Genomic DNA, 14,881 nt, shown 5'->3' on the forward strand with positions numbered 1-14,881 from the left:
GCAGAGCGGGTCAGTAGAGGCTGATCGCCAGGCGCTTGCGGGCCTTGCTTACCCTTGGGTCCGTGGTGCCCGCTACCTCGAAGAGCTCCAGGAGCCGGACGCGGATCTTTTCCTTGCCGTCGGCGTCCGCCTCGGGCAGCAGGTCGAGCAGGCGCGCGAAGGCGTCGTCCACCTTGCCGCCCAGCATGTCCATGTCGGCGACTGCGAGCGCCGCATCGACGTCGGACGGCGCGTCCGCCGCGGCCTGGCGCACGACGGCGAGGTCGGAGTCGTGGGTGCGCTGCATGAGGTGCACCTGCGCGAGGCCGGCCGTCGCGTCCGCGTCCCGCGGGTCCTGCCGCAGGGCCTTGGCGTAGGCGGCGGCAGCGCCCTCCAGGTCGTCGCGCTCGATCGCGTCGTACGCCTCCTGGTGCAGCGGCGGCAGCGGCTGCTCGACCTCGGGCTCCGGCTCCTCGCTCGCGGGTGCCGCGCCAGGGGCCCGGCCCTTGACGCCGTTCTGCTCGGCGGCGGCGAGGACCTGGTCCAGCACGCCGCGGATCTGCTGCTCGTCGGCCGCGCCCTGGAACAGCGGCAGGGGCTGGCCCTGCAGCACCGCGACGACGGTGGGCACGCCCTGCACCTGGAACGCGGCGGCGACCTGCGGGCTGGCCTGCGCGTCGACGCGGCCCAGCACGAACCGGCCGGCGTACTCCTGCGCGAGACGGCCCAGGGTGACGCCGAGCTCGGCGTTCGCCTGGTCGGTCGGGATCCACAGCAGGATCACCACCGGATAGGTGGACGAGTCGCGGATCAGCTGCTCGAAGTTCGCCTCGCTCACGTCCACGACGAAGCCGCCGGCTTCGGGCGCGCCGCCGGGTTCACCAGGCGGCGGCGCCTTGGGACGGTTGAGGGCGGACAGGTCGACGGCGCCGCGCACCGCGAACTCGGGCTGCGCGCTCCGGGCGGGGCCGGGCTGAGGAGTGGTACTGCTCATGGGGTAATCCTAATGAACGCGTCGGTGGTTACTCGTCGACTCCGCTCTCGGCGAGAACGTTGTCGGGATCACGGCGCCGGCGCTCACCTTCGGCTCAGCCGTTCGACACGGCGTAGGGCACCCGGTGGAAGCCCAGCAGGCCGATCTGCTCCGCCGAGCCGGCGGGCGGCACGTACAGGGCAACCGTGTTGCGGAAGGCGATCTTCATGACGTCGGTCCCCTTGGCATCACCCCAGAGCGCCTTGGCCGACGGCGTGGCCGGCGTGAGCCGCCATCCCTCCTCGGCCTTCAGCGTCTCCAGGCTCAGCAGCTCCGCCAGCACCACGGCCCCGCCGTCCGCCGTCCGCACTGCCTTGACGGGACCCTTCGCCGGCTCGTACGCGACCTCGAAGCTGCCCTCGCCGTCCTTGTCCTCGATCTGGGCGACCTGGTTCGCACCGCTCTTGCGCAGCTGCAGCCGCAGCTCGTCGTCGTCGGCGGCGGCGAAATTGTCTGTGTAGCGCGAGTCCTCGCCGGCAGTCAGCACCGAGGCGTACTGCTCGACGGCGGCCTGAGGCGACGCCTTGAGACTCGTGTCGTCCGCCGCGACCGCGGGGCTGCCGAGCTCGGCTTCCGCGAACCGCGGCATGGTCACCCTCGGCGCCAGGTGGACGAAGCCCCACAGCTTGTACTGCTCACGGGCCGAGGACTGCTCGAAGGCGGCGAGCGCCGGCGTGGCGTTGTCCGGGGGCTGCACGGTGATGACGAAGCTGCTGCGCGGCCAGCCCTGCTCCAAGGGCAGGATCACCTGCTGTGTCTCGAACGTCAGGTCGGTCAGCAGCTTGTTGTCCCCGCGGGCCTCGGCCACCCTCAGCTCGGCCTGGCGCATGGCGAGCGCGGGGCCGGTCAGGCGCGCGGCCAGCGTGCCCGCGTCGGTGGCGTCGTCCGCTGCCTGGACGGCCCCCGACACCCGGTCCAGGATCTTGCGCTCCTGCGACGTGCTGACCACTGCCGCGACCACCGGCGCCTCGGGCGCGGGGGTGGGCGGCTCGACCGTGCAGCCCGCGAGCAGCACGGACGCCGCGCCGACCGCCGTCAGGCCGGCGACAGCCCGTCGGGTCGCGGGAAGAGCTCCGGAACGCAGCAAGGGTGGCCTCCGTGGATTCACGGGGCCACCCTAGCCGCGGCAGAGGCGATGATCTGCGAAAACGTCAGCCGTTCGAGACCGAGGACAGGACGTGCTCGTAGCCGACGAGGCTGACCTGGTCGTCCGAGTCCTTGGGCGGTATGTACATGGCCACGACGTCCTTGTAGTTGAGCTGGACGACGTTGGTGTTGCCGGCGTCGCCCCACAGGGCCTGAGCCGACTCGGACGGCGGGCCGATCTCGCAGCCCTCCTCCTTGGCGGTGATGGTCTCCGTGCTGATCATCGCCGCGAGCATGAGCGCGCCGCCGTCGGCCGTGCGGACGGCCTTCACCGGGTCCTTCGTGCGCTCGTACCCGACCTTGAACTCGCCGCCGCACTCTTCCTTGTTGATCGCGTCGACCTGCTTCTGGCCGTACTCCCGGAAGAATGCGCGCAGGTCGTCGTCGGCGAAGTTGTCCGCGTACTTCGAGCGCTCGTCGACCGTCAGCACGGACGCGTACTGCTCGACCGCGGAGTCGGGCGTCATCTTGAGGCTCTCGTCGTTCGGCGCCACCGAGGCGCTGCCCAGGTCGGCCTCGGCGAACTGCGGCATGGTCACGCCCGGCAGCAGCCGGACCCAGGCCCACAGCTTGTACTGCTCACGGGCCGTGGACTGGTTGAAGGCCATGAGGACCGGCGTGGTGAGGTCCTTGGGCTGGACCGTTATCGCATAGCTGCTGCGCGGCCACTCCTGGTCCGACGGCAGGATCACCTGCTGCATCTGCATCGTCAGGTTCGTCAGCGGCTCGTCGTCACCACGGGCGGCGGCCAGCTTGAGCTGGGTCTCCCGGATCGAGAGCGCGGGCCCGGACAGGCGCGCCGCCAGCGAGTCGGCCTTGCTGGCCTTGTTCGCTTCGTCGACGACGCCCGACACCTTGTCCAGGATCTTGCGCTCCTGCGACTGGGTGACGACGGCCGCCGCGACGGGCGCTTCCGGCTTCGGGACGGGAAGCTCCTCGGCACAGCCGGCGAGCAGTCCCGTGGCGAGCACAGCTGCTACCACGGCCATGGAGCGGGTCGTGGTGGACTTCATCGGTTACTACCTCCGTCATCGTTCCCCGTGACGCCCCAGGTCTGGCGCCATGCCGCGGCTCGGCTGCTGGGCGTCTGCTGCTCGGGCTCGGGCTGAGGCTCCGGCTCGGCGGCGGGCACGGCGGGCTGCGTGCCCGTCGCCGCCCTGCGTTCCGCCTGCTCGCGCATGCGCATCTCGCGCCGCGTCATCGGCTTGCCCGACGGCGCCGGGGCGGCCTGGGCGGCGGCCGTCGCCCCGGACGGTGCCGGGGCAGGCTGGGTGTGCTCCGGCACGGCGCCGCCGAACTGCGGCGGCTGAGCCGGGGCCTGGGCGGGAGCCGCGGGTGCTGCTGCCGGGCCCTGACCACGGCGGCTGCGCCGCATCCCGCGGATGGATGCCGCCGGGGCGGCGACCGGCTCCGGCGCGGGAGCCGGCTCGGGTGTGATCGGGGCCGCTCCGCCGAACGGCGCGGGCGGGCCCCAGGACTGGGTGGGCTCGTCGTCGGGTGCGGGCATGCCCTGCACGGGCAGCCCCTGGCCGGGCATCCCCGGGGCCGACGGCGGGAAGACCGCCGTGCCGCCGTCGGGCGCATCGCCCAGCGCGGGCGGGTACCCGCCGTGGGACTCGTCGGGGTACTGGTTCGGCTCGTCGCCGTCCACCCCGAAGACCGCGTCGCGACGCGGCAGGTCCGAGGCAGGCTGCCGGGTACGGGCCCCGGACGGCGAACGGCCCTTGCTGCCGCCGCGCTTCTTGCTGCGACGCGCGCCGATGGCCATGAAGACGCCGAGGATCAGGGCGAAGCCGCCGCCCAGCACGCCCGGCCACAGGTACGGGGTGGCGACGGGGCGCGGCCAGGTGAGCTCGAGCGTGGGCGCCTCGGCGCCCTTGCCGACGCCCGCTGCCAGCAGCACGACGCGGCCGGGCTGCTCGGTCCAGCGCATCTGGACGGTGGTCTCGCCGCTCACCTCGGTGATCCACATGTCGGATCCGGCGGGGTCGGGGCCGGTGCTCGGCTTCTCGGCCGGCTCGTCGGAGGCTTCTTCCCCTTCCTCGTCCGTGGCGAGACCCGTGCCCGGGGCGACGCTCAGCGTCTCCCACGAGGACAGGCCGGTCACCGAGTCGTAGGGGTCTTCACCGACCCAGCCGAGCACGTCGACGTCGGACCCGAGCGCGAGCGTGACCTTCTGTCCCTCTGGGACAGTGGCCCGGACGGTCACCTGGTCGTCAACCAGACCGAGCACACCGGGCTCGGTCACGACCATGGTTCCGTCGCCGCTGGGGGTCGCGGTCGCGACAACTGTGTCGGACTCGCGCAGGACGGTTGCCGTCGCGACCCCGTAACCGATCCCGCCGAGTCCGGCAAGGATCAGGAGAGTCGCCAAAAAGCGTTGCACCACCGATTCCCTTCGAATTTTGGGCGCGTGCCCGTCGATCAGGTGGATGTTCCAGCATAGGGACCGAACGCGGAGCCCTGTCCAATGACGGGTGTGCTTGTGAGGTTCGGCAGGGATTCTCACCCTTCCTTCACGGAGGTGTGCCTGAACCGCCACCGTGGTAAGGGGCCCCGGGCCAGCGGTGAGTATTCCACGCATTTCGCAGATTGCATCCCGTCACGGAGTATCCACATCCGCACAAGGCACGTATCCTGGGCGCCGGACGAGCCCGCATAATGCGGCGTCCCAGGGGGGAGCCTGACCCGCGCCTCACCAAGTTCCGACACTGGAGGTCTGCACCGTGTCCGACGAGCGCTCGCTCTTCCCTACTGCCATGCGCGGTTATGACCGCGACCAGGTTCATGCGCACCTGGACCGACTGAACCACGCGCTCGAAGAGGCGCGTAGGCAGGTCGAGGCTTCCGACGGCCGCGCAATGCAGCTCACGCAGGACCTCACCGATGCCAAGCGCAACCTGCGCGAGACCGAGAAGCCGTCGTACGCCGGCCTCGGTTCCCGCATCGAGCTCCTCCTGCGTTCCGCCGAGGACCAGTCGACGGACATCATCAACCAGGCCAACCAGCAGGCCGCGGACATCATGGCCCGCGCCAAGCTGTCCGGTGGGCAGGTGCGGTCCCGTGCCGAGTCCGAGGTCGCCGAGATGCTCGCCAGCGCTCGCCGTGAGGCCGAGGAGATCCGCACCACGATGGCCGCCGAGGCGGAGGGCCACCTGCTCGCCGCGCAGCGCCGCGCCGAGGAGCTCGTGGGTTCCGCCGAGCGCGAGTCCGCGCAGATCGCCAGCGCCATCAACGCCGAGGAGAGCGAGCGCCGGGCCAGCCTGGAGCGCGAGCTCGGCACCCTGCGCTCGACGGTGGAGCGCGAGACCACCGAGCTGCGCGTCAACACCGAGCGCGACGCAGGCAAGCTCCGCGCCAAGGTGAACGCGGAGACCACCGAGCAGCGCGAGACGGCGGAGCGCGACTCGTCCGCGATGCTGGCCAGCGCCCGCGCCGAGTCCGAGCAGATCCTGTCCGAGGCCCGCCGCCAGGCCGCCGAGGCCTCCAACGCCGTCACGAGCGAGATGGAGGACCTGCGCGAGCAGGCCCGCGCGGCGCTCGCCCAGGCCGAGCTCGACATCGCCACCCGCAAGGAGGCAGTGGAGAAGGAGCTCGCCGAGCGGCACGAGACGGCGAAGTCCGAGACCGCCAAGCTGGTCAGCACGGCCGAGGAGCACGCGGCGGAGGCCGAGAAGCGCGTCGCGGTGGCCCTCGAGCAGTCGGAGAAGATCCGCTCGGAGTCCGACGTCTACGTCAAGGACCTCGTGGCCGACGCCCGCAAGTCCGCGGACCGCATCGTGGCCGACGCCCGGGAGTTCGCGGAGCAGACCATCGACGACGCCCGCGCCGAGGCGGAGTCCAGCCGGTCCGCCGCGCAGCACCAGCTCGAGGACCTCACGCGCCAGCACGACTCCATCAACTCGTACCTGGAAGAGCTGCGGGGCATGCTCGGCACGCCGCCCGCCCCCGGTGCCGCGGCGCCCGCGCTGCCCACGGCTCCGGCCAAGCCCGCGAGCCTGGCGGGGGCGACTCCCGCGCAGCAGGCCCGCTTCGCCGTCGTCGGTGACGGCACCGAGGCCGAGCCCGACGTCTCCGACGCAGGCTCCTCGATGCCGGCTTCGATCCCGCCGAGCAGCCCGACGCCGGTGCCGGTCGGCACGGCGACCGTCGTCATCCCGTCGGTCAAGGGCACGAAGGCGAGCACGAAGGCCGGGCAGGCCGCCTCCGACTCGGCCTCCTCCCCCGCGGAGAACGAGGACGCCGAGGAGCCCGTCTCGGAGAAGGCCGGCGCCTCGAGCTGATCCGCCGAGACCCGGCGAGAAAACGGCTGGGGCGTTACCAACCACGTGGTTGGTAACGCCCCAGCCGTTTTCTCGCCCTGGTGCTGTCGCAGTGGTTCTGTCTCCAGCCTGGTTCCACCTCGGCTCACCGGGCTCAGTGGTGGGCCACCACCTGGACGTGCAGCAGGCTCAGGGCCGCCGCGACGGCCTGCGGGTCCTCGACGACGCTCAGGTGCCCGGTCCCGGGCACCAGCGTGAGCGCGGCGTCGCCGGCGGACAGCCCCGCGGGGGACCCGGCCGCCCTGACCATGTGCTCGGCCTCGGCCAGCGGCGTGATGGAGTCCTCCGCGCCCACCACGACGGCGACCGGCGAGCCGAAGCGCTCGAGCACCGCAGTGCGGTCGGGACGGGCCGCCATCGCCCGCTGCGCCCACGCGACGCCCGCGGGCGACTGCGCGCGGATCCACGAGTCCAGGACCGGGAACAGGTGCCGGCGGCGCTCCGTGCTGGTGGCGCCCACCAGGTTGGCCGGCATGCCGAGCACGGCGTCCACGGTCTGGCTGGCGTCCGCAGCGGCGGCGATCCGTAGCCGCTTGGCGTGCGCCTCGTCGGTGTCCGCTGTCGACTTGGTGTTCACCAGCCCCAGGCCGGCCACGAACCCCGGGTGCCGCTCGGCCAGGGCGAGCGCCACGTACCCGCCCATCGAGTGCCCGACGACGACGGCGTTGCCCTCGCCCGCCGCGATCATCGTCCGGTACACCGCGTCGGCCGCATGCTCGATGCTCGGCGGGTACCCGTCCAGGTCACTGTGCCCGGCGCCCGGCAGGTCGACGCCGATGGCACGGATCCCCGGCGCGAGGTACCCGGCACAGGCGGCCCACATGCGGTGGTCGAGCGGAAAGCCGTGCAGCAGGACGAGCGGCACCCCGCCGCCGTCGTGCAGCGTGAAGGTAGCCAGGTTCCTGGTGGCTTGAGACGTCATCGTCGTCCTCCTGTGGTGGGTGCGGTGGTGGGGGTGGCCGCTCAGGAAGCGCCCAGTGGTCCGTCCCAGTGGGTCGGCAGCGGGAGCGGATGGTCGGGCAGCACGTGGGCCACGATCTCGTTCAGCGCGCGGGCCACTGCCGGCTCGCCGACCCAGAGGTGCTTGACGCCGTCGACGCCGATCACCTCGGCCTGCGGTACGCGTGCGAAACGGCGGCGAGCCTCGTCGGGGCGGAGGTAGTCGTCGAGCTCGGGGACGAGGACGACGAGGGGCTTGCCGAACGCGGCCCAGCGGTCCAGGTCCTCGTCCGTCGCGCGGTGCAGCGGCGGCGACAGCAGGATCGCGCCCTCGACGCTCGGGTCGGCGCCGTGCTTGAGGACCAGCTCCGTGCCGAACGACCAGCCGACCAGCCACGGCCGCGGCAGCCCGCGGAACTCGGCCAGCTCGATGGCGGCGGCGACGTCGTACTTCTCCGCCTCGCCGCCGTCGAACGTGCCCTCGCTCGTGCCCCGCGGGGACGAGGTACCGCGCGTGTTGAACCGCAGCACCGCCAGGTTCGCCAGCGCGGGCAGGCGCCAGGCCGCCTTGCGGTACACGTGGGAGTCCATGAATCCGCCGTGCGTGGGCAGCGGGTGGAACGTCAGCAGGCTGGCCGACGGTTCGCTGTCCGCGGGCAGCGCGAGCTCGCCCACGAGGGTGAGGCCGTCGGCGGTGTGCAGCTCGATGTCCTCCCGCTCTGCGGGCAGGACGGTGAGCGAGCGGATCTGGTGGAGCTCGGCTTCAGTGGTCATCGACCCCATTGTCTCCCCCGTGCTGGTCGACCGGGACTCAGCGCAGGTTGGCGCGCCGCTGCCAGCAGCTGTTGTGCCAGTGCCGCCGGGCGTCCAGCCCGGCGTCGGGGCCACCGAGCACATCCGTCTTCCACGCGACGACGTGCGCCGTCCCCGGCGTGACCTCCTGGCGGCACGCCGGGCAGATGTAGGTCTTGTCGGACGAGCGGATCCGCTGCACCACCCACTCGCCGTCGGCCGCCGACTCGCTGCGCCGGCCGCCCGTCGCCCGGTCCACGTCGAGGGGGACGTGGTCCGCGGCGTACGGACGTTTGCTGGAGCGGCGTTTCGACGGCATGGCAACTATTCTTCCGCAGGGCGGAGCGGATGGCTGGAGCCTGCCCGAAAGCAGCCCATTCTGCTTACCACAGTGCCTGGGAGCCTCACTCATTTCCGCCCGCTAGAGTGTGGCGGTCCCCAGCAAGGCGCAAACCCGACCGAAGGACTACTCGTGAAGCACCGCACCACTGCCGGCCTGGCAGCCGTCGCGCTGGCCTCCATCGCGCTCACCGGCTGCGCAAGCGGCGACGACGGAGGCGGCAGCGCTGCCGCCGACGGCAACGTCTGCGAGGTGACGCCGGCCGCCGAGCCGTCGCCTGCGCCCAGCCCGTCCGAGGCGGACGTCAAGGCCGTTGATGCGATCGAGGTCTCGGGCCCGGTCGGCAAGGAACCGAAGGTGGAGTTCAAGGCGCCGCTGGAGGTCACCACCCCGACGTCGCGCATCGTCGACGAAGGCACCGGCGAGGAACTGACCGAAGGCGCTCAGGTCACCATCAACTACCTGGTGATCGCGGGCAAGGACGGCTCGACGAGCGGCTCCACCTGGGAGACCAAGAAGCCGGAGTCGTTCACGCTCGGCGACCCGCAGTACGACCTCCTGAACGACCGCCTGATCGGCCAGAAGGTCGGCGCGCGCCTCCTCATGGCGAGCACCGCGATGGACCAGACCATCCAGGTCACGATGGTCGAGGTCACCGAGGCCAAGGAGATCCCGACGCGGGCCGAGGGCACCGCGGTGACCCCCGAGGCGGGCCTGCCCACCGTCGAGCTCGCCGAGGACGGCCAGCCGACCGTCACCGTCCCGACGGACTACGTGGCGCCCACCGACCTGGTGGTCCAGCCCCTCATCGAGGGTGACGGCGCCAAGGTCACCAAGGACCAGACGGTCACCGTCCAGTACGCGGGCTGCCTGCTCGACGGCACGTCGTTCGACTCCTCGTGGAGCCGCGGCACGCCGACGTCGTTCGCGCTCAACGCCGTGATCCCCGGCTGGACCAACGGCATCGCCGGTCAGAAGGTCGGCAGCCAGGTGCTGCTCGTCGTCCCCGCGGACCAGGCCTACGGCGACCAGGAGCAGGGCGGCATCCCCGCGAACTCGACCCTCCTCTTCGTGGTCGACATCCTCGAGGCCAAGGCCGCCTGACCCTCCCCTCCGGTCCGTCCTCGGACCGGCCTGAGATCTCGCGCACGTGACGTGCGCATCGCCGCAGGTCACGACACAGACGTGGCGGGCACCCGAGCCGGGTGCCCGCCACGTCTCGTAGGGTCTTCCCATGACGTCGACAGAACTGCCCGCCGCTGAGTCCGCTCCCGTGCCGGAACGCGAGGTACTCACCTGGGAGACCTTCCCCGTCGCGGTCCGCGACCTGGCCCACAAGGTGGTGGACAGCGGCTTCGTGCCGGAGGTCGTGGTCGCCGTCGCGCGTGGTGGCCTCGTCCCCGGCGGCGCCATGGCGTACGCGCTCGGCACCAAGGGCGTTGGCACGCTCAACGTCGAGTTCTACACGGACATCGGCAAGACGCTCGACGACCCGCGCGTGCTGCCGCCGCTCATGGACACGTCCGACCTCCCCGGCGCCAAGGTCCTCGTGGTGGACGACGTCGCCGACTCCGGCCGCACCCTGGCACTGGTCATGGACCTGCTGGAGAAGCAGGGCGCCGAGGCCCGTTCCGCCGTGCTCTACACCAAGCCGCGCACGATCATCCAGCCCGACTACTCGTGGAAGGACACCGACCTGTGGATCACCTTCCCGTGGTCCGCCGAGCCGCCCGTGACGGGCGCGAGGTCGATCGACGCGTGAGCGTGCGACGGTGGTCCGGTCAGCGGGCCAGCCGCTCGACCACAGCGCCGTAGAGCCAGGGCGTCCGCGAAGCCAAGGGCACGATGGCTCCGCGGGCAGGACTCGATGCCCAGACGAGCAGGCCCGTGGTGAGCGTGCGGTAGTCGCGGGTCACCGTCCGCCACACACGCTCGTACGCGTCGCCGTCGCCGAGGTGACGGACGGCCGCTTCAGCCTGGGCGAGGCCGACCCGGATCCCCTCGCCGGTCAGGGCGTCGACGTAGCCCGATGCATCGCCCACGAGCCGCACCCGTCCCGTGGAGCGTCGCCGCGACCGACGGCGCAACGGTCCGGCACCGAGCAGCGGACCGGCGGACGCGGTGGCGCCGAGCCGTGAACTGAGCTCCGGGAACTGCGAACGCAGCAGCTCGTCGAAGCCCACGCCGGCCACCGCACGTGGCGCGAGCAGCGCGACGCCGACTACGTCGCCGGCGACCGGTGTCACGTAGGCCTCGGCGTGAGGCGACCAGTGCACCTCGACGAGGTCGGTCCATGGCGCGACCCGGAAGTGCCGGCGCAGGCCGTACCGGTTACGTGCCGGCCGGCTGCCGCGTAGCCCTGGGCCGGCGTCGAGCCCCGCCAGTCGACGAACCGTGGAGTGCAGGCCGTCGCACCCCAGCACCCAGCCGGCGCGCAGCGTGATCGGGGCTCTCCCCTCGTCGGTGCCGTCGGCACGACCGCCCGGCACCACCTCGATCTCGACGCTCGTGGCGCCCTGCCGCAGGGCCGTGACCCTGCCGTGCGAGAGCGATGCGCCGACATCGGCAGCGCGCGCTCGCAGGGCCTCGTGCAGTGCCGTGCGCCGCACGCCCCGACCCGGACCCGCGGCGAACCGGTGGTCGGCGTGCCTGCCGGGTGCCCGGTAGCTGATCCCGGAGAGCGGATGGCCCGGCGGGTCGACGCCGAGCGCCTGCACGGCCCGCAGCGCACCCGGGAGCAGGCCCTCGCCGCATGCCTTGTCGAGGGTGCCCGTCCGCCGGTCCGCGACCAGCACGTCGAGCCCGGCAGCCCTAGCGCGCACCGCCGCCGCCAGCCCGACCGGGCCGCCCCCTACCACCACGACGTCGACGTCCGCGGCACCGCGGTTCACGCCGTTCACCGGGTCTCGACCTCGGCGGACCGGAGCGCCCGTTCCTCGGCCGGGATGCGGAAGCGGCTCAGCAGCACCAGGTTCAGCACGGTGAACCCGACGGCGGTGACCCAGCAGGTGTGCACCATCGGGAGCGCGACGCCCTCGACCACCACCGCCACGTAGTTGGGGTGGCGCATCCACCGGTACGGTCCCGCACTGACGAGCGGCAGGTTCGGAACCACGATGATGCGGGTGTTCCAGCGGTACCCCAGCGTGGCCACGCACCACCACCGCAGCGCCTGGCTCGCCACCACGAGGACGAACATCGGCCAGCCCAGCCACGGCAGGAACGGCCGGTCGGCGAGCACCGCCTCGGCGACGCACGCCACCAGCAGCCCGCTGTGCAGGACCACCATCGCCGGGAAGTGCCCCCGGCCGGACTCGACACCACCACGGGCGAACGACCACCGGGCGTTGCGGGCCGACACGACGAGCTCGGCGAGACGCTCGACCGCCGTGGCACCGACGAGGGCGACATAGAGCCCGAGCATCTCAGCGACCCCCCATGCGCAGCAGCACGAGCTCGCACGAGACGCCCGGGCCGAAGGCCATGAGCACGACGGGTGAACCCGGCGGGGCGTCGGAGTGCGCGAGGGTCCTCGCGAGGACGTCGAGCACGGACGCGGACGAGAGATTGCCCGCGCAGGCGAGGCTCTCCCGGCTCTCCCGGACGGCGTCCTCGGACAGCCCGACGGCATCCCGCACGGCGTCGATCACGCGCGGCCCGCCCGCGTGCACCACCCAGGTGGGCACCGCGGCCGGTGTGAGCTCGTGCTCCGCGAGCAGGCCCTTCACGTCGGCGAGCAGGTGCGCACGCAGCAGGTCCGGGAGCGTGGCAGAGAGCACGATGGCGAAACCGGTGTCGCGCACATCCCAGCCGAGCGCGGCAGTGGTGCCGGGGTACAGCACCGACCGGGTGTCGACCACTCTGGCCGTACGCCGCCGACGGCCCGCCGCCGGCTGCGCCGCAGCACCGTCCGACGTCGGCCCCGCCAGCGGGTGCAGGGCGCCCACGACGACGACGGCCGCGGCGCCGTCGCCGAACAGGCCGGAGGCCACCATGTTCGCCACGGAGTCGTCGCCGTGCTGAAGTGTCAGGGAGCACAGCTCGAGGGACACCAGGAGAGACACGTCATGCGGCCGGCCCAGCAGATGGTCGTGCACACGCGCCAGCCCACCGGCCCCGCCCGCGCAACCGAGGCCGAACGACGGCGTACGCCGCACGTCGCCACGCAGGCCCAGCCGCTCGGAGAGCAACACGTCCAACGACGGTGCCGCCACCCCTGTCACCGACGTGGCGAACACGTGATCGACGTCGCGCGCCTCCAGGCCGGCAGCGGCCAACGCCCGTCGGCACGCCCGCTCGGCCAGCGCGGCACCCTCACGGATGAACACCGCGTTGGAGGCGCCCAAGGAGCGCAGGCCGCCGTACTCCTCGAGCGGCAGCACCAGGTGACGGCGGCCCACGCCGGCGCCCGCGTGCAGGCGGCGCAGCAGCGCGGTCCGGGCCGGGTCCGGCGCCACCAACGGCCCAAGGGCCGCCGTGATCGCTTCCTGGGCGTACACGTGCTCCGGTAGAGCAGGCTCGACCGCCACGACTAGCGACATCTACGCATCGTTGCTCAGGTGACGTCTCCTCGCGCGTCGTGAACCCACCACGACTAGCGTGCCGCCCATGGTTTCCGGCGAGAATGCCCGGCGCGTGGTCCGCGGCCTCGTGCTCGCGTGCCACGCCGCTCCGGCCGCCGTCGTGACCGGCCTGGCCGCCGCGCTCGCCGCGGCCCTCGGCTCCGGATGGGGCACCGTCGCGCTGATCACGGTGGCGGTCGGGACCGGCCAGCTCTCCGTCGGATGGTCCAACGACTGGATCGACGCCCCACGCGACGTCGCCGTCGGCCGAACCGACAAACCGGTGGTGGCGGGACTTGTCACCGCCGCCACCCTGCGCGACGCCGCACTCGCGGCGCTTGCCGTATGCGTCATCGCTTCGCTGGTGCTGGGTGTTGCTCCGGGGGTCGCCCATCTCGTGGCGGTGGGCGGGGCGTGGGCGTACAACGCCCGTCTCAAGGCGACCGTGTGGTCCTGGTTGCCCTACGCAATGTCGTTCGGGCTGCTGGCCGTCTTCGTCGTGCTCGCCGCGCCTGGCCCACGAGTCCCGGCCTTCTGGGCAGTCGCCGCGGCAGCACTGCTCGGCGTGGGAGCGCACATCGCCAACACCCTGCCCGACCTGGAGGACGATGTCGCGACCGGCGTCCGGGGCCTGCCTCACCGGCTCGGTCGCCGCGCGTCCGGCGTGATCGCCCCATGCGTCCTGGTCCTCGCGGTCACGGTGGTGGTCACCGGACCGGCCGGTGCCCCGGAACCCGCCGCCTGGACCGGCGGCGCGGTCGCCGCCTGCCTGGCTCTCGCCGCGGGCGCCGTGGCCGTCACCCGACCACGTAGCCGCGCGCCCTTTGGCCTCAGCATGGCCGTCGCCGCGCTGTGCGTGGTGCTGCTGGCACTGAGCGCGACCGACATCGCGGTGTGAGGCCGGGATCGCCCTTCATCCGATCCCCCTTCCTCTCGGGAGCCTTACGGCGTAAGGTCGCCTTACGCCGTAAGGTCAACCGAGAGGGAAGTCATGAGCTCGCCCACGCTGCACCCCCGCACGGCACGCACGACCGGTCTGCTCTACCTGGCGGTCGCCGTCGTCGCGATCCCGGGATTCCTGATCATCCGTCCGATGCTGTTCGATCCCGACAGCGCGGCATCGACCCTCGCCCACCTGATCGAGAACGAGACGCTCGCACGCCTGGGGATCGGCCTGGAGCTCCTGCTCGTCGCCGCCCAGGCGCTGGTCGCCCTGTGGTTCTACCGGCTGTTCCGACGCGTCGACACGTTCGCGGCGATTTCCCTGGCCGCCTTCGGGCTGATCAACGCGGTGGCGGTCTTGGCCAGCGCAGCATGTCTGGGTGCCGCGCTGGACACCGCCCTAGCGCCGGCGTCCGCCGATGCCGCCGACGGAGCGCAGCTCCTGTACGTGCTCGGCGGCAGCTTCTGGGACGTCGGCTCGCTCTTCTTCGGGCTGTGGCTGATCCCGATGGGCGTCCTCGCCCTGCGATCGGGCATGCCGCGCGCGCTCGGCTGGATTCTGGTGGCCGGCGGCGTCGGATACATCGTCAGCGGCTTCGTCACCTACCTGGTGCCGGCCGCAGCGCCCGTCACCGACCTGCTCCCGTTCCTGGCCACCGTCGGCGAGGTCTGGATGATCGGCTGGCTGCTCTGGTACTCGTTCCGGGCACGCCCCGCCGTGAACGAGACCCACGACCGGCACACCGCGCCGGCTATCGGCGCGAGCGCCACAAGCTGAGCGCGATCACGGCCGTTCGCCAGGAAACCCTGTTCGAGTGCCCGCTGA

At 72.3% G+C, this 14,881-nt stretch carries 15 protein-coding genes; 5 read left to right on the top strand and 10 right to left on the bottom strand.

The genetic code is table 11. The annotated features are described in order from the left end of the window. Positions 1–10: 10 nt before the first annotated feature. From C8K30_RS25885 to C8K30_RS25900, 4 genes are all read right to left on the bottom strand, one after another. On the bottom strand, positions 11–973 hold the full coding sequence (locus C8K30_RS25885) for a tetratricopeptide repeat protein (protein ID WP_108495786.1): 963 nt from the start codon (positions 971–973) through the stop codon (positions 11–13). Between the two features lie 94 nt (positions 974–1,067). Then, on the bottom strand, positions 1,068–2,099 hold the full coding sequence (locus tag C8K30_RS25890) for a hypothetical protein (protein ID WP_233257465.1): 1,032 nt from the start codon (positions 2,097–2,099) through the stop codon (positions 1,068–1,070). 64 nt (positions 2,100–2,163) lie between these two features. Continuing rightward, entirely contained in the window at positions 2,164–3,171 is a 1,008-nt protein-coding gene (locus C8K30_RS25895) for a hypothetical protein (protein ID WP_233257466.1), read from the bottom strand. After that, positions 3,168–4,544, bottom strand: a complete 1,377-nt coding sequence (locus tag C8K30_RS25900) for a hypothetical protein (protein WP_132239004.1) — start codon at positions 4,542–4,544, stop codon at positions 3,168–3,170. Before C8K30_RS25900 ends, C8K30_RS25895 begins: the two co-directional genes overlap by 4 nt. A gap of 340 nt (positions 4,545–4,884) precedes the next feature. On the opposite strand from C8K30_RS25900, the gene C8K30_RS25905 reads away from it, so the two are divergent. Next, a complete protein-coding gene (locus tag C8K30_RS25905) occupies positions 4,885–6,441 on the top strand; it encodes a DivIVA domain-containing protein (protein ID WP_108495789.1) in 1,557 nt (518 codons plus the stop codon). Between the two features lie 133 nt (positions 6,442–6,574). Here C8K30_RS25905 and C8K30_RS25910 read toward each other — a convergent pair whose 3' ends face one another. From C8K30_RS25910 to C8K30_RS25920, 3 genes are read right to left on the bottom strand one after another with little or no spacing between them, the layout of a single operon-like run. Continuing rightward, positions 6,575–7,402 (bottom strand): alpha/beta fold hydrolase, encoded by an 828-nt coding sequence (locus C8K30_RS25910; protein WP_108495790.1) that lies wholly within the window; start codon positions 7,400–7,402, stop codon positions 6,575–6,577. A 41-nt stretch (positions 7,403–7,443) separates the two neighbouring features. After that, positions 7,444–8,202 (bottom strand): alpha/beta hydrolase, encoded by a 759-nt coding sequence (locus C8K30_RS25915; protein ID WP_369941267.1) that lies wholly within the window; start codon positions 8,200–8,202, stop codon positions 7,444–7,446. A 28-nt stretch (positions 8,203–8,230) separates the two neighbouring features. Beyond that, positions 8,231–8,530 (bottom strand): hypothetical protein, encoded by a 300-nt coding sequence (locus C8K30_RS25920; protein ID WP_108495791.1) that lies wholly within the window; start codon positions 8,528–8,530, stop codon positions 8,231–8,233. 153 nt (positions 8,531–8,683) lie between these two features. Between C8K30_RS25920 and C8K30_RS25925 the strand changes: the two genes are divergently transcribed. Further along, positions 8,684–9,655 carry an FKBP-type peptidyl-prolyl cis-trans isomerase gene (locus C8K30_RS25925; RefSeq protein ID WP_108495792.1) on the top strand — a complete coding sequence of 324 codons (972 nt, stop codon included), beginning with the start codon at positions 8,684–8,686 and terminating at the stop codon, positions 9,653–9,655. A 130-nt stretch (positions 9,656–9,785) separates the two neighbouring features. After that, positions 9,786–10,313 carry a phosphoribosyltransferase gene (locus C8K30_RS25930; RefSeq protein ID WP_108495793.1) on the top strand — a complete coding sequence of 176 codons (528 nt, stop codon included), beginning with the start codon at positions 9,786–9,788 and terminating at the stop codon, positions 10,311–10,313. Positions 10,314–10,332: 19 nt separating this feature from the next. On the opposite strand, the gene C8K30_RS25935 is transcribed toward C8K30_RS25930, so the two are convergent. Genes C8K30_RS25935 through C8K30_RS25945 form a run of 3 tightly spaced genes read right to left on the bottom strand, consistent with a single transcriptional unit; the run spans position 10,333 to position 13,092 of the window. Beyond that, positions 10,333–11,451: an NAD(P)/FAD-dependent oxidoreductase gene (locus C8K30_RS25935; protein ID WP_233257468.1), complete on the bottom strand. Its 1,119-nt coding sequence runs from the start codon at positions 11,449–11,451 to the stop codon at positions 10,333–10,335. Next, positions 11,448–11,975 (bottom strand): isoprenylcysteine carboxyl methyltransferase family protein, encoded by a 528-nt coding sequence (locus C8K30_RS25940; protein WP_108495794.1) that lies wholly within the window; start codon positions 11,973–11,975, stop codon positions 11,448–11,450. Before C8K30_RS25940 ends, C8K30_RS25935 begins: the two co-directional genes overlap by 4 nt. 1 nt (position 11,976) lies before the next feature. Beyond that, positions 11,977–13,092: a type III polyketide synthase gene (locus C8K30_RS25945; RefSeq protein ID WP_108495795.1), complete on the bottom strand. Its 1,116-nt coding sequence runs from the start codon at positions 13,090–13,092 to the stop codon at positions 11,977–11,979. 67 nt (positions 13,093–13,159) lie between these two features. Here C8K30_RS25945 and C8K30_RS25950 point away from each other — a divergent pair, with 67 nt between their 5' ends. Then, positions 13,160–14,011, top strand: coding sequence for a UbiA family prenyltransferase (locus C8K30_RS25950; RefSeq protein ID WP_108495796.1), 852 nt, complete (start codon positions 13,160–13,162; stop codon positions 14,009–14,011). A 93-nt stretch (positions 14,012–14,104) separates the two neighbouring features. After that, complete coding sequence (locus tag C8K30_RS25955; protein WP_108495797.1) at positions 14,105–14,833, top strand: DUF4386 domain-containing protein; 729 nt, start codon at positions 14,105–14,107, stop codon at positions 14,831–14,833. The last annotated feature ends 48 nt before the right edge of the window (positions 14,834–14,881 follow it).

This window comes from Promicromonospora sp. AC04 (assembly GCF_003058225.1).
Taxonomy (GTDB): Bacteria; Actinomycetota; Actinomycetes; order Actinomycetales; family Cellulomonadaceae; genus Promicromonospora.